The following is a 20,631-nucleotide window of genomic DNA, read 5'->3' on the forward strand; positions in this document are numbered from 1 at the left end:
TCGGCGATAGTCTTTACTCCACCAACAATAATTTATAAAGCGGTTGATTCTCTTCAACCAAATCGGCCAGTGTGTAGTTATCCAGTTCCTTGAGAAAACTTTGCACGGCTTGAGAAAGCGCCTGTTTCAATCGACAGGCCGGTGTGATGTGGCAGAACTCACTGCTGCAATTCACCAGCGAGAGAGGTTCCAGTTCGCGGACAACGTCGCCTACGCGAATCGTCTCCGCCGGCTTGCCCAGCCGGATCCCGCCATTTTTCCCCCGCACTGCCGTCACGTAGCCCGCGCGGCTTAGCTGGTTGATGATTTTCACCATATGGTTACGTGACACGCCGTAGACCTCTGTCACTTCAGAGATACTGGTCATCTTGCCATCTGGCAACGACGCCATATAAATCAGCGCGCGTAATCCATAATCGGTAAAGCTTGTTAACTGCACATCAACCTCAGGGGAACAGGAACTCGGGAAGAATAATTTCGGATATTTATATTGATGATAAACCAGCCACCAGCCAGGTCGCTAATTTTTTCGGTGCGGGAAGGAAAAAAGCGCGGATCTTGCAAGATAGTAAGCCGGATACAGCGCAAATGCGCGTTACCCGGCTTATAAACCCGGCGACTCTCGTTGCCGGGCATTTCCATCAATTATGCGTCGAACGGGTCGCGCAGAATCATGGTTTCGGTACGGTCCGGGCCGGTAGAGATAATATCAATCGGCACACCGGTCACTTCTTCGATACGCTTGATGTAGTTCAGCGCTGCCTGCGGCAGGCCGCTACGCTCTTTCACACCGAAAGTGGATTCAGACCAGCCAGGCATGGTTTCGTAAATCGATTCGATACCTTCCCAGTCGTCTGCTGCCAGCGGAGTAGTGGTAACTTCGCGGCCATCCGGCATACGGTAAGCCACGCAGAGTTTAACCTCTTTCAGGCCGTCCAGTACGTCCAGTTTGGTCAGGCAGAAGCCAGACAGGGAGTTGATCTGCACCGCACGGCGAACCGCAACAGTATCCAGCCAACCGGTACGACGGCGACGACCGGTGGTTGCACCGTATTCGTTACCCTGTTTGCACAGGAATTCGCCGGTGTCATCAAACAGCTCAGTCGGGAACGGACCCGCACCCACGCGAGTGGAGTAAGCTTTGATGATACCCAGTACGTAGTCAACATAACGCGGGCCCAGGCCGGAGCCGGTCGCCACGCCACCCGCAGTGGTGTTGGAAGACGTTACGTACGGATAAGTACCGTGGTCGATATCCAGCAGCGTACCCTGCGCGCCTTCGAACATGACGAAATCGCCACGTTTGCGCGCCTGGTCCAGCAGGTCAGACACATCAACAACCATGCCGGTCAGGATGTCGGCAACCGCCATCACATCGTCCAGCACTTTCTGGTAGTCAACTGCGTCTACTTTGTAGTAATTCACCAGCTGGAAGTTGTGATATTCCATCACTTCTTTCAGTTTTTGAGCGAAGGTTTCTTTGTCGAACAGATCGCCAACGCGCAGACCGCGACGCGCAACTTTATCTTCGTAAGCCGGGCCGATACCACGACCGGTAGTACCGATCGCTTTCGCGCCACGTGCTTTCTCACGTGCGTTATCCAGCGCAACGTGATAATCGAGGATCAGCGGACATGCTTCTGAGAGCAGCAGACGTTCACGAACCGGGATACCACGGTCTTCCAGTTCTTTCATCTCTTTCATCAGCGCGGCAGGCGACAGCACGACGCCGTTACCGATGATGCTGGTGACGTTTTCGCGAAGAATACCTGATGGAATAAGATGGAGGACGGTTTTTTCACCGTTGATTACGAGAGTATGGCCTGCGTTGTGACCGCCCTGGTAGCGTACAACATATTTAGCCCGTTCAGTCAGGAGATCGACGATCTTCCCTTTACCTTCGTCACCCCATTGGGTGCCCAGTACGACGACGTTGTTACCCATTTTTCAAAATCACCGTTTGCTTAAAAATGGATTCTACCATCGCTTTTTCAGATATACAGCACTTTTTATATTCAAAATGATGCTGAAAAGGCCGCTTTTTGTTCAGCTAATCGTTTTCGTCAACATGTAGTAGATCACAATGCCCGCAACCACAAGACCGCCGCCAAATCGGCGCAACATCGTATCGGGTAGTTGAGTCATCGTAGCGATCATTTTGCGCCAGGCCTTCGGATAAAGCATCGGGCCAAGCCCTTCCAGCACCAAAACTAACGCCAGCGCGAGCCAGATTGTGGAGTTCATTTTTCGTCCTTATAAAAGAAAACCACCGGCATCCGAAGATGCGGTGGTTTTTATGCACTAACGCTTTGGGCGATTAACGCGCCGTCGCGTTCGGCGTTTTCATGTAGCGGAAGAAATCGCTGTCCGGGCTCAGAACCATCACGTCCTGGTTGCTCTGGAAGCTGCTTTCATAGGCACGCAGGCTACGGATAAAGGCATAGAAGTCCGGATCCTGGCTGAATGCATCGGCAAACAGTTTAGCCGCTTCGGCATCGCCTTCACCGCGCAGGATACGGCCCTGACGCTCTGCTTCTGCCAGAGTTTTGGTGACTTCATAGTCAGCCGCTGCACGCAGTTTTTCAGCCTCTTCCTGACCCTGTGAACGGTGGCGACGGGCAACCGCTTCACGCTCAGCGCGCATACGGTTGTAGATCGCTTCGGACACTTCGGTCGGCAGGTTGATCTGCTTGATACGCACATCGACCACTTCAATACCTAATGCCGCCATACTGTTCGGGTTGATAACCGGCACTTTACCGTTGGTTTCAGCGGTCACGCGCTCAGCGGCTTCGGCAATCGCGTTGTCCGCGGCTGGCGTTTCCACTTCGTCTTCGGTACCCGCAGAACCGGAGTTCAGCGCATCACGCACTTCCAGGGTCAAACGACCACGGGAATCGGTGACGATGTCTTTCACATCCAGACGACCAATTTCAGAACGCAGACGGTCAGAGAACTTACGTTTCAGCAGCACTTCTGCCTGAGAAACGTCACCACCACCTGTTGCCAGGAAGTAGCGGCTGAAATCGCTGATGCGCCATTTGATATAGGAGTCAACGATCAGGTCTTTTTTCTCTTTGGTTACAAAGCGATCGGCCTGGTTGTCCATGGTCTGAATACGTGCATCCAGCATTTTAACCGACTGAATGAACGGAACTTTAAAGTGCAGACCCGGCTCATAGATCAACGGTTTTTTGTCGCCATCACGCACGACGCTGCTGAACTGGAACTTGATCCCACGCTCACCTTCTTTAACCACAAAGATAGAGGTGTACAGCACTACCAGCACGATGATGATAATCGCGATAACTGACTTACGCATCGTTATTCCCCCTGACGCTGGTAGTCGTTACGCTGCGCGTTAGCGCGGCGTTGGTCCATAATGTCGCCCTGACTGGTGGACGATGAGTTGCTCGCTCCGCTGTTGCTGGAGGAAGACGCCGGCGGCAGACGCAGCAGGTTGTTGGCCCCGCTGTTATCGTTCTTTGCACCGGAAGTATTCCCGCCTTTCAGCATCTGGTCGAGCGGCAGAACCATCAGGTTGCCACCTTTGTTATCGTTAACCAGCACTTTACGCGTATGGCTCAGGACTTTTTCCATGGTCTCGATGTAGAGACGCTCACGGGTGATCTGCGGCGCAGCTTTATACTCCGGCAGGATCTTGGCAAAGCGTGCCACTTCACCCTGCGCTTCCAGAACGGTCTGCGTCTTATAGGCGCGCGCCTCTTCCAGAATACGTTGAGCCTGACCGTTCGCACGCGGCTGAACTTCGTTGGTGTACGCTTCCGCTTCACGAATGTATTGCTGTTCGTTTTCACGCGCGGCAATCGCATCATCGAAGGAAGACTTCACTTCTTCCGGCGGACGAGCGGCCTGGAAGTTGACGTCCAGCAGGGTGATACCCATATTGTACGGACGAATGGTTTCTTCCAGCTCGCGCTGGGTATCGCTACGAATAACGGTACGACCTTCCGTCAGGATACGGTCCATGGTGTATTTACCGATGACACCACGCAGGGCACTGTCGGTCGCCTGACGCAGACTGTCGTCGGCGCTGGTGACGCTAAACAGATAGCGCTGCGGATCGGTCACGCGGTACTGCACGTTCATCTCAACGCGCACCACGTTTTCGTCAGAGGTCAGCATCACGCCGGAAGCGGCCAGTTCACGCACGGCCTCCACGTTCACCGGCGTCACTTCGTCGATAAACGTCGGTTTCCAGTTCAGGCCCGGCTCAACCAGATGGCTGAACTTACCAAAACGCGTAACCACGCCACGTTCGGCTTCTTTAATGGTATAGAATCCGCTGGCTGCCCAGATAATGACGACGGCTGCCGCTGCGATACCGACGATGCGACCGCCCATTGGCGCACGAGGCCCCTGGGTTGAACCGCCGCCAGAACCGCTCTTACCGCCGCCGAGGCCACCGAGCTTTTTGCTCAGCTTGCGGAAGATATCATCCAGATCGGGCGGCCCCTGTTCGCGACCACCTTTGTTTCCATTTCCCTCAGAGTTGCCGCCAGGTTTGCTGCTTCCCCACGGGTCGCGGTCTTGTCCGTTATTACCGGGCTGATTCCACGCCATGTATGTGCTCCATATTTGTTATGCGGTGATCCCCAATGTCTTGCGACGGCAGGGGACAGGCGAAATGACTCCATGCTCCAGGCAAGCTGCCGGCTAGACCACGTAATCGGTCAACGCCGGTTCTTGTTTACAGAGGCGACGCCAGTCAACAATCGGCATACGAACTTGCAGACTGACACTGCCGTCTTCCTCCATCCACTCTTTTTCTATCGCCTGAAGCTGATAAAACCGGCTTCTTAAACGCCCTTCCTCAGGCGGTAGACGCAGAGTATGCTGCGCTACTTCCCCGGAAAGCCGTTCGGTTAAAGCCTGGAAAAGCAGTGGCACACCCACCCCGGTCTGCGCGGAAAGCCAGACCCGGACAGGTTTGTTTTCTTCATCACGATCGATGCGCGGTTCGAAATCGTCCAGCACGTCGATTTTGTTCATGACCAACAGCGTCGGGATCTCAAGCGAGTCGATCTCCTCCAGCACTGTATTTACGGCCTCTATGTTTTCCTGCACGCGAACATCGGCTGCGTCAATGACGTGCAGCAGCAGCGTCGCCTGACGAGTTTCCTGCAAAGTTGCTTTAAACGCGGCCACCAGGTCATGCGGCAGGTGGCGAATAAAGCCAACCGTGTCCGCCAGCACCGTCTCGCCAACGTCGGCGACATCAATACGGCGCAGCGTTGGGTCCAGCGTCGCAAACAGCTGGTCTGCCGCGTAAACCTTCGCTTCAGTTATCTGGTTAAACAGCGTCGATTTCCCGGCGTTGGTGTAACCCACCAGCGATACCGTCGGGACATCAGCTTTAGTACGGGAACGACGTCCCTGCTCACGCTGCTTTTCTACTTTCTCAAGCCGCGAGAGGATTTGCATAATACGGTTACGCAGTAAACGACGGTCAGTTTCGAGCTGGGTTTCACCCGGGCCGCGCAAACCAATCCCGCCTTTCTGCCGTTCAAGGTGGGTCCAGCCACGCACCAGGCGCGTCGCCAGATGGCGCAACTGCGCCAGCTCAACCTGCAGCTTACCCTCATGGGTGCGCGCACGCTGGGCGAAAATATCTAAAATCAGACCGGTACGGTCAATCACCCTGCATTCACACAGCTGTTCCAGGTTACGTTCCTGGGCTGGGCTTAATGCATGGTCAAAGAGTACGACAGAAGCGCCTGTCGCTTTTACGGCTTCCGCAATTTCGACAGCCTTACCTTCACCAACAAAATACTTTGGGTGCGGTGCTTTACGGCTACCAGTAATCACCTGCATTGCTTCGACACCGGCGGAAGAGACCAGAGATTCAAACTCCTGGAGGTCTTCCATATCTTTGTCTTGCGAAAAATAGATGTGTACCAGCACCGCCTGCTCACCGGCATCATAACGGTCAAACAAGCGTAATTCCTCATAAAATACCAGCGGGGAACCGGGTAAACCAGGCTCCCCGACCGGGAAACAGCGTTAACTTATTCTGTGTCGTCGCTGTCTTGCTGCGCAGTGGTTGAACCCTGCGCGTTGCTACCATGATGGTAGTTACTGCTGGTGCCGCCGCCAGCGTTATTGCTGTGATGAGATACCGGACGGGACGGAACAACAGTGGAAATTGCGTGCTTATAGACCATCTGGCTGACCGTGTTTTTCAACAGGATCACGAACTGGTCGAAGGACTCAATTTGACCTTGCAGCTTAATACCATTCACCAAATAAATAGAAACCGGAACACGCTCCCGACGTAGTGCGTTCAGGAACGGGTCTTGTAAAGATTGCCCCTTAGCCATTCTCTCTTTTCCTTATATGCTTATTTGTACTTAGAACCCACAGGTCCTTAAAATTGCGCACGAATACGGTTCAATTGTACACATTCAGTCTACACAATCACCAACTACCTGTATTACTTCGTTGAACGCCTGTTCAGGTTGTTCGCTATCTAACCAGTGAACCCCATCCCAACCGCGCAACCAGGTCACCTGGCGTTTGGCTAACTGTCTCGTGGCGCAAACTCCTCGATAAACCATTTCATCGTACGAGATCTCGCCTTCGAGGTATGACCACATCTGGCGATATCCAACACAACGAATGGAAGGCATATCCGTATGCAAATCTCCACGGGCAAAAAGCGCCCGCACTTCTGCTTCAAAACCTGAAGCTAACATCTGATGAAAACGCTGCTCAATGCGCTGATGGAGCAGTTCACGGCTCGCCGGGGCGATGGCGAACTGATGCACCTTGTAGGGCAGAGCGTCTCCTGACGTTTGCGTCAGTTCCGTTAAAGTTTTACCCGAAATGAAAAAAACTTCCAGTGCCCGGGAAAGTCTTTGCGGATCATTTGGATGAATTCGCGCAGCGGCAACCGGGTCAATTGACTTAAGTTGCTCATGCAGCGCTGTCCACCCCTGCTCTGCAGCCTGTTGCTCAATTCGCGCTCTGACCTCGGGATCTGCCGACGGTAACGGCGACAATCCTTCCAGCAACGCCTTGAAATACAACATCGTTCCGCCAACCAGAAGCGGGATACGCCCTGCAGCGGTAATCTCAGCCATTTCGGCCAGCGCATCGCGACGAAAATCCGCGGCGGAGTACGCCTGTGCCGGGTCGAGAATGTCTAACAATCGGTGCGGCGCGGCTGACAATTCTTGCGCGTTCGGCTTGGCCGTCCCGATATCCATCCCTCGATAAATGAGGGCGGAATCAACACTAATCAACTCTACAGGTAAAACTTTACGTAATTCGATAGCCAACGCCGTTTTACCGGAAGCGGTTGGCCCCATTAAAAAAATTGCCTTCGGCAGGCGAGCCTCGGTCACGTCACTCATTTCTCAGGGCGTTCATCGCAGAATCTAAATCAACAGGTTGTAACAGACCACCTGGAGGTGCTTTGACCAGCTGTGGGCAGAGTCGTTCAACATCCGCCAGCATCGCGATAGCCTGAGACATGTTCCATTGAACATGCTCGCTCGCCAGGTTGCGGGCCAGCCACTGGGCAATATCGCCCGCTTCAACCTGACTTTGTTGCACCAGATAGCCTATCAGTTCAGGAATCAAGTTTTGTAAATTTTGTTGGCGTAAGGGTAAAGGCACCGCGCGAACGGTCACGTGCTGGCCTTCTGCCAGAATATCAATGCCTAACGAAGCGAGTTGCGGCTGCGTCGTTTGCAACGCCTGGCTTTCAACATCGCTCGCTTTCAGGCGCAACGGAATCAACAGCGGCTGCGCGCAAATCGGCGTTTCGCCAGGCGTCAACTGCGCCAGGCGCAGCCAGCGTTCCGCCACGGGCAACGCCAGCAGGCTAAGTTTGCCGCCGCGTTCCAGTAGCGCATAGCACGGCGGCGCAATAGTTAAAACACGGCCAAAGCTCTGACTGTGTCCGGCCAGGGAATCCGGCGCAGGCGACTGCGGTTTCTCCGGCGTTTTTGGGGTATCGAGCAACTGGCGATAGAGCGCGCCCTGCTGCTTTTGGTATCCCGGCTGCGCATTCGGCCAGCTTGCGCCGCCGCGCGTGTTCACGCCTGAAGAGGGTGCGTTAAAACGCGGGGCGTCAGGCTCACGCGCCGCCGCAGGTTCGGCGAACTGATTGCGCCCCGCTGCCGCTCGGTTTTCCGCAATGGGACGCGGCGCGAGTTCGTCGTCATCTTCATCCCGCGCCAGCGGCGCTTCCAGTTGCTGCTGCAACACGCTCAGCACGCCCTGATAGATAAAGTCATGCACCAGCCGCGATTGGTGGAATCGCACTTCATGCTTCGCCGGGTGCACGTTGACATCCACCTGATGCGGGTCGATTTCCAGATAAAGCACAAACGCCGGTTGCTGATCGGCACCCAGTTTATCTTCGCAAGCCTGGCGAATCGCGTGATTAATCAGGCGGTCGCGCATCATGCGGCCATTCACGTAGCAGTACTGAATTTCCGCTAACGCCGGGGTGGTGTGGTTCGGGTCCGCAACCCAGCCGTGCAGGGTTAAATCACCGTGCTGCCACTCAATTGCCAGCGCGTGTTCAAGAAACGCGGTACCGCAAATCGCGCCCAGCCGACGTTCACGCGGAGCACCCTGCGTAACCGCACGGTACTGACGGATCATCTTACCGTTGTGATTGAGGGTGATCGCCACGTCAAAACGCGCCAGCGCAATGCGCCGGATAATCTCATCAATATGATTAAATTCGGTTTTTTCGGTGCGCATAAATTTGCGCCGCGCCGGCGTGTTGTAGAAGAGATCCAGCACTTCCAGCGTGGTACCGACCGGATGCGCGGCGGGTTTTACCGTCACGTCCTGGTCGCGCCCTTCCGCGTAAGCCTGCCAGGCTTCCGGCTGTTCCGCTGTGCGGGAGGTGAGCGTTAAACGGGCGACGGAGCTGATACTCGCCAGCGCTTCGCCGCGAAAGCCGAGGCTGATAATGGCTTCCAGATCGTCGAGCGAGGCAATTTTACTGGTGGCGTGACGGGCCAGCGCCAGCGCCAGCTCGTCTTTTTTGATACCGCAGCCGTTATCGCGAATGCGGATAAGCTTCGCGCCGCCGCGTTCGATATCAATATCGATGCGGGTTGCGCCCGCATCGAGGCTGTTTTCCACCAGCTCTTTCACCACCGACGCAGGTCGCTCTACCACCTCGCCAGCGGCAATCTGGTTCGCAAGCTGCGGCGGCAGAACCTGAATCGGCATGAAGACTCCTTAGTTAATCAACGTTCCGGTTGATGCGTTGGCGCTGGCAGTCTGGGCCTGATCTTCTCTCGGGCCAGACTGGATCGGATGCGCCTGGAAGTAGTTACGCAGCCCGTTGTAAATCGCTTCCGCCAGTTTTTGCTGGTAGTCGTCGCTGGCCAGCAGGCGTTCTTCCGATGTGTTACTGATAAAGCCAGTTTCGACCAGAATCGACGGAATATCCGGCGAACGTAATACACCAAGGCTGGCGTGTTCCGGGCGACGCTTGTGGATATTGCCCACGCGCTGTAGCTGGCTTATCACATTGGTGGCGACGTCATAGCCTACGCGCTGGGAGTGACCGAACTGCAAATCCAGCACCGCCTGGCTCAGATACGGGTCGGCCTGACTGTTTGCCAGCACATCGCCCGCGCCGCCCAGCAGCTCAGATTGTTTCTCGTGCTGCTCCAGCCAGCCCGCCATTTCGCTGTTGGCGCGACGGTTAGAGAGCACCCACACGGACGCGCCGCTCGCTGAACGGCTTGGCGCGGCATCGGCGTGAATCGACACCAGGAAGTGGGCGTTTTGTTTACGCGCCACGTCTGAACGGCCCATCACCGAAATAAAGTAATCACCGTCGCGGGTCAGCACGCCTTTAAACATCGGGTCATCGTTGAGCAGCGTACGCAACTTACGGGCAATGGAAATCGTCACGTTCTTCTCGCGCGTGCCGCCAGGGCCGATAGCGCCGGGATCCTGACCACCGTGGCCCGCATCAATGGCAATAATCACTTTGTCGCCCGAGGCAACGCGCGTGCGGCTGGCCGGGCGTGAAATCGCCGTATCGGTGTTGGTCACCGCCGTGATGCGATCGTTTTGCGTCTTAAACGGATTACGCGCAGGCTCAACCGGACGCGGCGCAGGCGTCACCACCGGCGCTTCTACCTGCTTGACCACCACTGGCGCAGGAGGCGGCGGCGGTGGAGGCGGAACATCGGCATCAATGGTAAACACCACCATATAGCTCGCCCCGTTCTGCTTTTTAACCGCCTGCGTTTTACCCTTTTGCGTGAGATCGACCACCAGACGTAACGACTGATCGTCTTTGGGCGTACCGGAGTGAATCGCTTTCACCAGGTTATTGCCGCTAAAACGCAGCGGCAGCCCCTGAATTACACCCGTCTGTTTGATATCCAGCGCCACGCTGCGCGGGCCATCCTGGCTGAATGCGTACTCAGGATCACCCATAAAACTGAAGGTAATGCGCGCCTGCTGATCGCCATTTGAAACCTGAATATCGGATAACGTTGCCGCCGTTGCGCCCACGCTGAACAGCATCAGCGCCGCAGCCAGCCAACCTTTTGCGCGTAAAATCATCCCGTGATCCCTAAAATTAACCGGCAAACCGCGCCAGCAGAGACTCACCCAATGAGGAGACAGCGGTTATGCGCGCCTCACGCCCTTGCGCCTGGTAATCTAAGTGTATTTCGATATCCGGTTCAGGCAGTACACCCGCGCCCTGTTGCGGCCATTCCACCAGGCAGATGGAATCATTAGAAAAATAATCGCGGATCCCCATAAATTCGAGCTCCTCGGGATCGGCAAGACGGTACAAATCAAAATGGTAAACCATCAGTTTATCGAGGGTATACGGCTCGACCAGCGTATAAGTTGGACTTTTGACGTTGCCGCGGTGGCCCAGCGCTTGCAGGAAGCCACGGCTGAAGGTGGTTTTGCCGGCGCCGAGATCGCCGTACAGATAGATAACCGTCGCGCCATCGCAGGCTTTCGCCACGCGGTCGCCGAGGTCTAAGGTCGCCTGCTCGTCGGGTAAGGGAATCACTCGATTAATCATGGTCTACGTCAATCACATCCGGGTTAACAACACGCCGCAGCGTGGAAAAGAGATCGGTGGCCAGCATACCGCGGGTACCGAAGCGCGCCGCGAGTTCATCCGCCGCCGCACCGTGCGCGACACAGCCCGCGCAGGCAGCATCATAAAGCGAGAAGGCCTGCCCCAGCAATGCGCCAATGATACCGGAGAGCACATCGCCCATTCCGCCGCTGGCCATTCCGGCATTTCCGGCGTCAATCAGCGTTATTGCCCCCGCTTCACAGGCCACCACCGTGCCTGCGCCTTTCAGCACCACCACGCCGCCATACCGTTTTACCAGACGCTGCGCAGAAAGTAAGCGATCGGCTTCAATTTCTGACACGCGACAGTTCAGTAACCGCGCGGCTTCGCCGGGATGCGGCGTTAACACGCGATTGTGACGTTTATCGGGATTGATTGCCAGCAGGTTCAGCGCGTCGGCGTCCCAGAGCATCGGTTTATTGACGTTTTCAACCTTACGCAGCGCCTGTTTTCCCCACGCGCTTTGGCCAAGGCCAGGGCCAATAACTACCGCATCTGCCCATTGCAGACTCTCTTCAAGAATTTCAGGGGTCAGTTCATGCACCATCAACTCCGGCCTGGCGGTAATAATCGGCGCGACGTTCTCAATGCGAGTAAGCACTCGCACTAATCCAGCCCCCGCACGCAGCGCGGCTTCTCCAGTCATGCGTATCGCGCCAGCGGTACCGCGATCGCCGCCGATTATCACCAGTTTGCCGTGGTCGCCTTTATGCGACGTCGGGCGACGCGGTGGGAACCACGCGGTGAGCTGTGATGCGTCGGCACGGCTGATCTCAGTCGTCTGCGCCTCAAGCCAGCGTTCCAGACCCAGCGCATGATGATGCAAACGCCCGACGACGTCTCGCGCCTTGCCGGTTAATAAGCCAGGTTTCAGGGCAATAAACGTGAGGGTATGCTCGGCGTGGATCACCGCACCCGGCGTGGTACCGGTTTGCGCGTTCAGGCCGGAGGGAATATCGAGCGCGAAAATGGGCGCGGAATGCAGATTCGCAAGCTCTATCAGGCGAGCAATATTCTCGCGCGGCGCGCTCTGTAAGCCCGTGCCGAGCAGCGCATCGATGATAAGGTCGGTCTCTTCCGGCCACACGGTTTGCGGCGAGTGGATCACCCCGCCCGCGTTCAGCCAGGCCTCACGCGCGGCGTGGGCCTCTTCCGGCAGCGGTTTATCGCTCTCCTGCGCCAGCAGTGTGACGTTGATGCCCGCCGCCTGCGCCAGACGCGCCACTACGTAGCCATCGCCGCCGTTATTGCCGTGGCCGCAGAGAATCAGCCAGTGTGAAGCTGTCGGGTACGTGGCACGCGCCAGCGTAAACGCGGCATCGCCCGCGCGCAGCATCAGTTCAAACAGCGTCATGCCAAGGCTATCTGCCGCCTCTCTTTCTGCGCGCCGCAGGTCATCCGCAGGCCACACGGAGTGTGGTATACTTGCAGGGTTTCTCGTCAATGTATGGTCCGTCATGTCACAGCCCCTCGATCTCAATCAGTTAGCGCAACAAATTAAACAATGGGGCACCGAACTGGGCTTTCAGCAGGTGGGTATCACCGATACCGATCTCAGCGCCTCCGAGCCCAAATTACAGGCATGGCTGGACAAACAATACCACGGCGAAATGGAGTGGATGGCCCGCCACGGTATGATGCGTGCCCGCCCTCACGAGCTTCAGCCCGGCACGTTGCGCGTCATCAGCGTGCGGATGAACTATCTGCCCGCCAATGCGGCCTTTGCCAGCACCCTGAAAAATCCCGATCTCGGTTATATCAGCCGCTACGCGCTCGGGCGCGATTATCATAAGCTGCTGCGTAATCGCCTTAAAAAATTGGGCGAGTTGATTCAGGAACAGTGCGTCTCGCTGAATTTTAGACCTTTTGTTGATTCCGCGCCCATCCTTGAGCGCCCGCTCGCCGAAAAAGCCGGGATTGGCTGGACAGGTAAGCACTCACTTATCCTCAACCGCGACGCCGGATCGTTCTTTTTCCTCGGCGAGTTACTGATTGACCTGCCCCTGCCCATCGATAAACCGGTGGAGGAAGAGTGCGGACGCTGCGTCGCCTGCATGACCATCTGCCCGACCGGTGCCATCGTTGAGCCTTACACCGTCGATGCGCGCCGCTGTATCTCCTATCTCACCATTGAGCTGGAAGGTGCCATCCCGGAAGAGTTTCGCCCACTGATGGGTAACCGTATTTACGGCTGCGACGATTGCCAGCTGATTTGCCCGTGGAATCGTTTCTCGCAACTGACAGACGAAGCAGACTTCAGCCCGCGTAAGGCGCTGCACGCCCCGGAGCTAATTGAACTGTTTGCCTGGGATGAAGCATGGTTCCTGAAAGTCACTGAAGGTTCTCCGATTCGCCGCATCGGCCATCTGCGCTGGCTGCGTAATATCGCCGTTGCGCTGGGTAATGCGCCATGGAGTGAAGCGGTTATTCAGGCGCTGGAGACACGCCGAGGTGAGCACCCACTTCTCGATGAACACATAGAATGGGCGATTGCGCAGCAAATTGAGAAGCGAAATGCCTGCGTAGTCGAGGTGCAATTGCCGAAGAAACAACGCCTGGTGCGAGTGGTTGAGAAAGGATTACCGCGGGACGCGTAAAACATTCACAGGCTGTGAATAAAAATAAAAAAGCAAAGGGATTCAAAGCACACAGAGAGGTCAAGTGATCGAATTAACATTTTGAAATGTTATTTTTTCGATAATTATCAATTAGATACAAGGATACTATTCACCGTTCGAAGAATTTTGCATTCCACGAATGATGCGTGAGTCTGTGGATAACTCTGTTTACAAGAGTATTTCAGAAACGAAAAATCACCTCAGCGAATTAACTTCACTGTGGATTTCGATAAATCAGAAAGAAAATTTGGAGCGGGAAACGAGACTCGAACTCGCGACCCCGACCTTGGCAAGGTCGTGCTCTACCAACTGAGCTATTCCCGCTTGGGTGGTGCGTGCTTAGAAAGCACTTTTCAAATTTTGGAGCGGGAAACGAGACTCGAACTCGCGACCCCGACCTTGGCAAGGTCGTGCTCTACCAACTGAGCTATTCCCGCTTGGGTGGTGCATGCTTAGAAAGCATCTTTCAAATTTTGGAGCGGGAAACGAGACTCGAACTCGCGACCCCGACCTTGGCAAGGTCGTGCTCTACCAACTGAGCTATTCCCGCAAATTTGTTGCTGTCGTAACAACGATTTCTCTGTCGTTACGGGAGGCGCATTATACGAGAAATCCTTTTTGCTGCAACCCCCCCTGAAGCGTTTTTTTTGAAATATCGTTCAAGTGCTGAATAATTCATCATCCTGGTGCTTTTTACGCCGAATGGCAAGCGCCATCCGGCAAAGACGAGAATCAGAGCTTAATAAAGTTTTCGCGATAGTAGGCCAGTTCAGCCACTGACTCACGGATATCGTCCATTGCCTGGTGGGTGCCCTGCTTCTTAAAGCCGTCGAGAATTTCCGGCTTCCAGCGACGCGCCAGCTCTTTGAGCGTGCTCACGTCCAGGTAGCGATAGTGGAAGTAGGATTCCAGTTCCGGCATATACTTGAACAGGAAACGACGGTCCTGGCCGATGCTGTTACCGCAAATTGGCGATTTCCCTTCCGGAACCCACTGCTTGAGGAACTCAAGCGTGGCAAGCTCCGCCGCGCGGTCGTCAATGCGGCTTGCTTTCACGCGTTCGACCAGCCCGCTGCCGGTATGCGTGCGCACGTTCCACTCATCCATCAGCGCCAGTTGCTCATCCGACTGATGCACCGCAATCGTCGGGCCTTCAGCCAGAATGTTCAGATTCGCATCAGTTACCAGGGTGGCGATTTCGATAATGCGATCGCGCTCGGGATCGAGACCGGTCATCTCCAGATCGATCCAAATCAGGTTGTTTTCATCTGCACTCATGTTATTTTCCACCCTTATCGCGTGACTATATTCATCAAAAATAGCGTGTATCATAGAACTTTTGCCCATTATGGGCGACCAGGAGTCTGTACGATTGAGTAAAAATAAACTCTCCAAAGGTCAGCAGCGTCGCGTGTCGGCTAACCACCAGCGCCGTCTTAAAACGACTGCGGAGAAGCCCGACTACGATGACAATCTGTTTGGTGAAACCGCTGAAGGCACCGTTATCAGCCGTTTTGGCATGCATGCTGACGTTGAATCCGCCGACGGCGAGACGCACCGCTGCAACATCCGCCGCACCATTCGTTCGCTGGTTACCGGCGATCGCGTTGTCTGGCGTCCGGGAAAAGCGGCAGCCGAAGGCGTGAACGTTAAAGGCATCGTAGAAGCGGTACATGAGCGTACCTCGGTGCTGACGCGCCCGGACTTTTACGACGGCGTAAAACCGATTGCCGCCAATATCGACCAAATCGTTATCGTCTCGGCCATTCTGCCGGAACTGTCGCTGAATATTATCGACCGTTATCTCGTTGCCTGCGAAACGCTGGACGTCGAACCGATTATCGTGCTGAACAAAATCGATCTGCTGGATGACGAAAGCATGGCTTTCGTGAATGAGCAGATGGATATCTACCGCAACATTGGCTATCGCGTGCTGATGGTATCCAGCCATACACAGGATGGTTTGAAACCGCTGGAAGAGGCGTTGACCGACCGTATCAGTATTTTTGCCGGGCAGTCTGGTGTGGGTAAATCGAGCCTGCTGAATGCATTGCTGGGGCTTAACGAAGAGCGGATCCTCACCAATGATGTTTCCGATAACTCCGGTTTAGGCCAGCACACCACGACCGCCGCACGCCTGTATCACTTCCCGCATGGCGGCGATGTGATTGATTCCCCTGGCGTTCGGGAATTTGGCCTCTGGCATCTTGAGGCGGAACAAATCACCAACGGCTTTGTCGAATTCCATGATTATCTGGGTTTGTGCAAATACCGCGACTGCAAACATGACACCGATCCCGGTTGCGCCATCCGCGAAGCCGTTGAAGAAGGTAAAATTGCCGAGACGCGATTCGAAAATTATCACCGCATCCTGGAAAGTATGTCGCAGGTAAAAACGCGTAAAAACTTTTCTGATGGTGATAACTGAGAATTATGCTTTAGCGACTGACATTTATCGCGTGCGTCGTTAAAATCGCCACCTTTTCTTTTGGGACCCGCACATGATGCGGGTTCAGGAACGACACATCATGGCCTGGAGGCTACTTTGTTAAACGATCTTAAACTTTCACTGCAATACATTCTGCCTAAACTGTGGCTTACCCGCCTCGCAGGCTGGGGTGCGAGCAAGCGAGCAGGATGGCTGACCAAACTGGTTATCGATCTGTTTGTGAAATACTACAAGGTCGATATGCAAGAGGCGCAGAAACCAGATACCGCCAGCTATCGCACCTTCAACGATTTCTTTGTGCGCCCGCTGCGTGACGATGTGCGCCCGCTCAATACCGACCCGAACGTGCTGGTGATGCCTGCCGACGGTGTAATCAGTCAGTTAGGCCGTATCGAAGAAGACAAAATTTTGCAGGCTAAAGGCCACGATTACTCGCTGGAAGCCCTGCTGGCAGGCAACTACCTGATGGCAGATCTTTTCCGCAACGGGACTTTTGCCACTACCTACCTGTCGCCGCGTGACTATCACCGCGTCCATATGCCGTGCAACGGTATCCTGCGCGAAATGATCTACGTGCCGGGCGATCTCTTCTCCGTGAACCACCTGACCGCGCAGAACGTACCTAACCTGTTTGCCCGTAACGAACGCGTTATTTGCCTGTTCGACACCGAATTTGGCCCGATGGCACAGATTCTGGTCGGTGCGACCATTGTTGGCAGTATCGAAACCGTATGGGCAGGTACGATCACACCGCCGCGTGAAGGCGTGATCAAACGCTGGACCTGGCCGGCAGGCGACAGCGAAGGTTCCGTTGCTCTGCTGAAAGGCCAGGAGATGGGCCGCTTCAAACTGGGCTCCACGGTCATCAACCTCTTCGCGCCGGGCAAAGTGCAGCTAATTGAAGAGCTGAAAAGCCTCTCTGTGACGAAGCTGGGCCAACCACTGGCAGTCTCAACCGAAGCCGTTGTCGTTCCAGAGCCGGAAGTCCTGCCAGAGGAAGAAGTGGCGGCTGAAATTGAAGCCAGCCCGCTGGTCGACGATAAGAAAGACGAAAGCTAACTTCAAAAAAGGGTTCTGACGTGCGCCTGATTATCACTTTCCTGATGGCCTGGTGCCTCAGCCTGGGGGCGTACGCAGCGACGGCCCCCGACAGCAAACAGATAGCGCAGGAGCTGGAGCAGGCTAAATCCGCCAAACCAGCCCAGCCCGAAACCGTTGAAACCTTGCAGGGTGCGCTGAACGCGCTTGAGGAGCGAAAAGGCTCTCTTGAGCGCGCCACGCAGTATCAGCATGTGATCGACAACTTTCCTAAACTTTCCCAAACATTACGCTCCCAACTGAATAACCTGCGCGAAGAGCCGCGCGAGGTTCCAGAAGGTATGAGCGCTGATGCGCTAAGCCAGGAAATCCTTCAGGTCAGCAGCCAGCTACTGGAAAAAAGCCGCCTGGCGCAGCAGGAGCAGGAACGCGCGCGGGAAATCGCCGACTCCCTCAATCAGCTGCCGCAGCAGCAAACCGATGCCCGTCGCCAGTTGAATGAAGTGGAGCGCCGCGTCGGCACGCAAACGGCCAACACACCGCAGGCGCAGGCGCAAAACCTGGCGTTACAGGCCGATTCCGCACGCCTGAAGGCGCTGGTTGATGAACTGGAACTGGCACAGCTTTCGGCGAACAATCGCCAGGAGCTGTCACGCATGCGATCCGAGCTGGCGCAGAAACAGGGCGAACAGCTGGATGCGTATCTTCAGGCGCTACGCAATCAGCTCAACAGCCAGCGCCAGCGCGAAGCCGAACGGGCGCTGGAAAGCACCGAACTGCTTGCCGAAAACAGCGCGAATCTGCCCGCCGGTATTGTTAATCAGTTCAAAGATAACCGTGAGCTTTCTCAGGCGCTGAATCAACAGGCGCAGCGTATGGATCTGGTGGCCTCGCAGCAGCGTCAGGCAACGGGTCAAACCTTGCAGGTTCGTCAGGCGCTGAACACGCTGCGCGAACAGTCGCAATGGTTGGGTTCCTCTAATCTATTAGGCGAAGCGTTACGCGCGCAGGTTGCTCGCCTGCCGGAAATGCCCAAGCCCCAGCAGCTTGATACCGAAATGGCTCAGCTGCGCGTGCATCGTCTGCGCTATGAAGATTTACTCAATAAGCAGCCGCAACTGCGCCAGATCCAGCAGGCCGATGGCAAGCCGCTTACCGCCGAGCAAAATCGTATTCTGGAAGCACAGCTTCGTACACAGCGTGAACTCCTCAACTCGCTGTTGCAGGGTGGCGACACGCTGATTCTGGAGCTTACCAAGCTGAAAGTTTCCAACAGCCAACTGGAAGACGCGTTAAAAGAGGTGAATGAAGCCACCCACCGCTATCTGTTCTGGACCTCAGACGTGCGGCCTATGGACTTCAGCTGGCCGCTGGAAGTGGTGCAGGATCTGCGCCGCTTAATCTCACTGGATACCTTCAGCCAGCTAGGTAAAGCCACGGCGATGATGCTCACCAGCAAGCAGACGCTGCTACCGCTCTTTGCGGCGCTGATTCTGGTGGGCTTCAGTATCAGTTCGCGCAAACACTTTACCCGTTTTCTGGAGCGTTCCAGCGCGCGCGTTGGCAAAGTCACTCAGGATCATTTCTGGCTGACCATGCGTACCGTTTTCTGGTCGATTCTGGTGGCGTCTCCCCTGCCCGTCCTGTGGGCGACGCTGGGTTATGGCCTTCAGGAGGCCTGGCCTTATCCGCTTGCCGTGGCGATTGGCGACGGGGTAACCGCCACCGTGCCGCTGCTGTGGGTGGTGATGATCTGCGCCGCCTTTGCCCGTCCAAATGGCTTGTTCATCGTGCACTTCGGCTGGCCGCGCAACCGCGTGCTGCGGGCGATGCGTTACTATCTGATGAGTATCGGGCTTATCGTGCCGCTGATTATGGCGCTGATCATGTTCGATAATCTCAACGATCGCGAGTTTTCAGCCTCATTAGGCAGGCTGTGCTTCATCCTGATTTGCGGCGCGCTGGCGGTGGTCACGCTCAGCCTGAAACGTGCGGGCATTCCCCTCTGGCTCGATAAAGAGGGCGATGGCGATAACATGGTAAACCGTCTGCTGTGGAACCTGCTTTCCGGTGCGCCAATGGTCGCAATTCTCGCGGCAGCCGTCGGTTATCTGGCAACATCACAGGCATTGCTGGCGCGTCTGGAAACCTCGGTCGCCATCTGGTTCCTGTTACTGGTGATTTATCACGTTATCCGCCGCTGGATGCTTATTCAGCGTCGCCGTCTGGCGTTTGACCGCGCCAAGCATCGACGCGCAGAGATGCTGGCTAACCGCGCCAGAGGCGAAGAAGAGACCCACTCCACCAGCCTGGAAGGTTCGGTAGAAGCCGAAGTCAGCGAAGTCGATCTCGACACCATCAGCGCCCAGTCACTGCGGCTGGTGCGCTCAATTCTGATGCTCATTGCATTAGTTTCGGTGATTGTACTGTGGTCGGAAATTCACTCTGCTTTCGGCTTCCTGGAAAATATCTCGCTGTGGGATGTCTCCTCGACCGTGCAGGGCGTGGAAAGTATTGAGCCGATTACGCTTGGCGCGGTGCTGATTGCGATTCTGGTGTTTATCATCACTACACAACTGGTGCGCAATCTGCCCGCACTGCTGGAACTGGCGCTGCTCCAGCATCTCAATCTGACGCCTGGCACCGGCTACGCCATCACCACCATCACCAAGTATCTGTTGATGCTGTTTGGCGGGCTGATTGGCTTCTCGATGATTGGTATTGAGTGGTCGAAATTACAGTGGCTGGTTGCAGCATTGGGTGTCGGGTTAGGTTTTGGTTTACAGGAGATTTTCGCCAACTTTATCTCTGGCCTGATCATCCTGTTCGAAAAACCGATTCGAATCGGCGATACGGTCACCATTCGCGATTTAACCGGGAGCGTCACCAAAATCAACACCCGCGCCACCACCATCAGCGACTGGGACCGCAAAGAGATTATCGTGCCGAATAAGGCCTTTATCACCGAGCAGTTTATTAACTGGTCGCTGTCCGACTCGGTAACCCGCGTAGTGTTGAGCATTCCGGCGCCGTCTGACGCCGACAGCGAAGAAGTCACGCAGATCCTGCTGACCGCCGCGCAGCGCTGCTCGCTGGTGATTGATAATCCGGCCCCGGAAGCCTTCCTGGTCGACCTGCAACAGGGGATTCAAATCTTCGAACTGCGTATTTATGCCGCGGAGATGGGTCACCGAATGCCGCTACGCCACGAAATCCACCAGTTGATTCTGGCGGGCTTCCGCGAACACGGTATCGATATGCCGTTCCCACCGTTCCAGATGCGTCTGGAAAGCCTGGGTGGCAATAAAACCCCTGCGGGAAGAACGTTAACGTCCGCAGGGCGCGGACGTAAGGCGGGGAGTTTGTAGCAGTCGGTAGGGCGGGCCAGCATCACGCTCCCCGCCATTGCCTGA

17 protein-coding genes and 3 tRNA genes are annotated in these 20,631 nt (G+C 55.5%); 4 read left to right on the forward strand and 16 right to left on the reverse strand.

Going from position 1 to position 20,631, the window contains the following annotated elements; all coding sequences use genetic code 11:
- Window positions 1-13: 13 nt before the first annotated feature.
- The 12 genes from nsrR to nnr form a co-directional block, all read right to left on the reverse strand.
- Window positions 14-439, reverse strand: coding sequence for a nitric oxide-sensing transcriptional repressor NsrR (gene nsrR, locus G163CM_RS15605; RefSeq protein WP_015966207.1), 426 nt, complete (start codon window positions 437-439; stop codon window positions 14-16).
- A 206-nt stretch (window positions 440-645) separates the two neighbouring features.
- Window positions 646-1,944 carry an adenylosuccinate synthase gene (purA, locus tag G163CM_RS15610; RefSeq protein ID WP_231825572.1) on the reverse strand — a complete coding sequence of 433 codons (1,299 nt, stop codon included), beginning with the start codon at window positions 1,942-1,944 and terminating at the stop codon, window positions 646-648.
- Between the two features lie 102 nt (window positions 1,945-2,046).
- Window positions 2,047-2,244: a DUF2065 domain-containing protein gene (locus G163CM_RS15615; protein WP_015966209.1), complete on the reverse strand. Its 198-nt coding sequence runs from the start codon at window positions 2,242-2,244 to the stop codon at window positions 2,047-2,049.
- Between the two features lie 73 nt (window positions 2,245-2,317).
- Window positions 2,318-3,322, reverse strand: a complete 1,005-nt coding sequence (hflC, locus tag G163CM_RS15620; protein ID WP_149464971.1) for a protease modulator HflC — start codon at window positions 3,320-3,322, stop codon at window positions 2,318-2,320.
- Between the two features lie 2 nt (window positions 3,323-3,324).
- The gene (gene hflK, locus G163CM_RS15625) at window positions 3,325-4,584 is read right to left on the reverse strand and encodes an FtsH protease activity modulator HflK (RefSeq protein WP_015966211.1); all 1,260 of its coding nucleotides are present in this window, start codon (window positions 4,582-4,584) and stop codon (window positions 3,325-3,327) included.
- 93 nt (window positions 4,585-4,677) lie between these two features.
- Window positions 4,678-5,958 carry a ribosome rescue GTPase HflX gene (gene hflX / locus G163CM_RS15630; RefSeq protein WP_015966212.1) on the reverse strand — a complete coding sequence of 427 codons (1,281 nt, stop codon included), beginning with the start codon at window positions 5,956-5,958 and terminating at the stop codon, window positions 4,678-4,680.
- 71 nt (window positions 5,959-6,029) lie between these two features.
- A complete protein-coding gene (gene hfq / locus G163CM_RS15635) occupies window positions 6,030-6,341 on the reverse strand; it encodes an RNA chaperone Hfq (RefSeq protein WP_015966213.1) in 312 nt (103 codons plus the stop codon).
- 84 nt (window positions 6,342-6,425) lie between these two features.
- Entirely contained in the window at window positions 6,426-7,376 is a 951-nt protein-coding gene (gene miaA / locus G163CM_RS15640) for a tRNA (adenosine(37)-N6)-dimethylallyltransferase MiaA (RefSeq protein WP_015966214.1), read from the reverse strand.
- On the reverse strand, window positions 7,369-9,219 hold the full coding sequence (mutL, locus tag G163CM_RS15645; protein WP_231825573.1) for a DNA mismatch repair endonuclease MutL: 1,851 nt from the start codon (window positions 9,217-9,219) through the stop codon (window positions 7,369-7,371). Before mutL ends, miaA begins: the two co-directional genes overlap by 8 nt.
- Before the next feature lie 9 nt (window positions 9,220-9,228).
- Window positions 9,229-10,575 (reverse strand): N-acetylmuramoyl-L-alanine amidase AmiB, encoded by a 1,347-nt coding sequence (gene amiB, locus G163CM_RS15650; RefSeq protein ID WP_015966216.1) that lies wholly within the window; start codon window positions 10,573-10,575, stop codon window positions 9,229-9,231.
- Between the two features lie 16 nt (window positions 10,576-10,591).
- On the reverse strand, window positions 10,592-11,053 hold the full coding sequence (tsaE, locus tag G163CM_RS15655) for a tRNA (adenosine(37)-N6)-threonylcarbamoyltransferase complex ATPase subunit type 1 TsaE (protein WP_015966217.1): 462 nt from the start codon (window positions 11,051-11,053) through the stop codon (window positions 10,592-10,594).
- Window positions 11,046-12,572, reverse strand: a complete 1,527-nt coding sequence (gene nnr / locus G163CM_RS15660; RefSeq protein ID WP_231825574.1) for a bifunctional ADP-dependent NAD(P)H-hydrate dehydratase/NAD(P)H-hydrate epimerase — start codon at window positions 12,570-12,572, stop codon at window positions 11,046-11,048. Before nnr ends, tsaE begins: the two co-directional genes overlap by 8 nt.
- On the opposite strand from nnr, the gene queG reads away from it, so the two are divergent.
- Window positions 12,571-13,710, forward strand: coding sequence for a tRNA epoxyqueuosine(34) reductase QueG (queG, locus tag G163CM_RS15665; protein ID WP_231825575.1), 1,140 nt, complete (start codon window positions 12,571-12,573; stop codon window positions 13,708-13,710). The genes nnr and queG overlap by 2 nt on opposite strands.
- A 269-nt stretch (window positions 13,711-13,979) precedes the next feature.
- Here queG and G163CM_RS15670 read toward each other — a convergent pair.
- The 4 genes from G163CM_RS15670 to orn all read right to left on the reverse strand — a co-directional run bounded on the left by G163CM_RS15670 (window position 13,980) and on the right by orn (window position 15,009).
- Window positions 13,980-14,055 (reverse strand) — tRNA-Gly (locus G163CM_RS15670).
- Window positions 14,056-14,092: 37 nt separating this feature from the next.
- Window positions 14,093-14,168, reverse strand: a tRNA-Gly gene (locus G163CM_RS15675).
- Between the two features lie 37 nt (window positions 14,169-14,205).
- A tRNA-Gly gene (locus G163CM_RS15680) sits at window positions 14,206-14,281 on the reverse strand.
- Between the two features lie 182 nt (window positions 14,282-14,463).
- Window positions 14,464-15,009, reverse strand: coding sequence for an oligoribonuclease (orn, locus tag G163CM_RS15685; protein WP_015966220.1), 546 nt, complete (start codon window positions 15,007-15,009; stop codon window positions 14,464-14,466).
- A gap of 94 nt (window positions 15,010-15,103) precedes the next feature.
- Between orn and rsgA the strand changes: the two genes are divergently transcribed.
- The 3 genes from rsgA (at window position 15,104) to mscM (ending at window position 20,586) form a co-directional block, all read left to right on the forward strand.
- Entirely contained in the window at window positions 15,104-16,159 is a 1,056-nt protein-coding gene (gene rsgA, locus G163CM_RS15690; protein WP_041686331.1) for a small ribosomal subunit biogenesis GTPase RsgA, read from the forward strand.
- A 117-nt stretch (window positions 16,160-16,276) separates the two neighbouring features.
- Window positions 16,277-17,239 carry an archaetidylserine decarboxylase gene (gene asd, locus G163CM_RS15695; protein ID WP_015966222.1) on the forward strand — a complete coding sequence of 321 codons (963 nt, stop codon included), beginning with the start codon at window positions 16,277-16,279 and terminating at the stop codon, window positions 17,237-17,239.
- 20 nt (window positions 17,240-17,259) lie between these two features.
- Window positions 17,260-20,586: a miniconductance mechanosensitive channel MscM gene (mscM, locus tag G163CM_RS15700; RefSeq protein WP_231825576.1), complete on the forward strand. Its 3,327-nt coding sequence runs from the start codon at window positions 17,260-17,262 to the stop codon at window positions 20,584-20,586.
- The last annotated feature ends 45 nt before the right edge of the window (window positions 20,587-20,631 follow it).

It is taken from the genome of Pseudocitrobacter corydidari (genome assembly GCF_021172065.1).
In the GTDB taxonomy this organism is placed as follows: domain Bacteria; phylum Pseudomonadota; class Gammaproteobacteria; order Enterobacterales; family Enterobacteriaceae; genus Pseudocitrobacter; species Pseudocitrobacter corydidari.

What these genes read in the sequence shown, in the direction of transcription:
- purA (WP_231825572.1), bottom strand. Translation starts at nt 1,944, where the DNA reads ATGGGTAACAACGTCGTCGTACTGGGCACCCAATGGGGTGACGAAGGT.
- G163CM_RS15615 (WP_015966209.1), bottom strand. Translation starts at nt 2,244, where the DNA reads ATGAACTCCACAATCTGGCTCGCGCTGGCGTTAGTTTTGGTGCTGGAA.
- hflC (WP_149464971.1), bottom strand. Translation starts at nt 3,322, where the DNA reads ATGCGTAAGTCAGTTATCGCGATTATCATCATCGTGCTGGTAGTGCTG.
- hflK (WP_015966211.1), bottom strand. Translation starts at nt 4,584, where the DNA reads ATGGCGTGGAATCAGCCCGGTAATAACGGACAAGACCGCGACCCGTGG.
- hfq (WP_015966213.1), bottom strand. Translation starts at nt 6,341, where the DNA reads ATGGCTAAGGGGCAATCTTTACAAGACCCGTTCCTGAACGCACTACGT.
- miaA (WP_015966214.1), bottom strand. Translation starts at nt 7,376, where the DNA reads ATGAGTGACGTGACCGAGGCTCGCCTGCCGAAGGCAATTTTTTTAATG.
- mutL (WP_231825573.1), bottom strand. Translation starts at nt 9,219, where the DNA reads ATGCCGATTCAGGTTCTGCCGCCGCAGCTTGCGAACCAGATTGCCGCT.
- amiB (WP_015966216.1), bottom strand. Translation starts at nt 10,575, where the DNA reads ATGATTTTACGCGCAAAAGGTTGGCTGGCTGCGGCGCTGATGCTGTTC.
- tsaE (WP_015966217.1), bottom strand. Translation starts at nt 11,053, where the DNA reads ATGATTAATCGAGTGATTCCCTTACCCGACGAGCAGGCGACCTTAGAC.
- queG (WP_231825575.1), top strand. Translation starts at nt 12,571, where the DNA reads ATGTCACAGCCCCTCGATCTCAATCAGTTAGCGCAACAAATTAAACAA.
- nnr (WP_231825574.1), bottom strand. Translation starts at nt 12,572, where the DNA reads ATGACGGACCATACATTGACGAGAAACCCTGCAAGTATACCACACTCC.
- orn (WP_015966220.1), bottom strand. Translation starts at nt 15,009, where the DNA reads ATGAGTGCAGATGAAAACAACCTGATTTGGATCGATCTGGAGATGACC.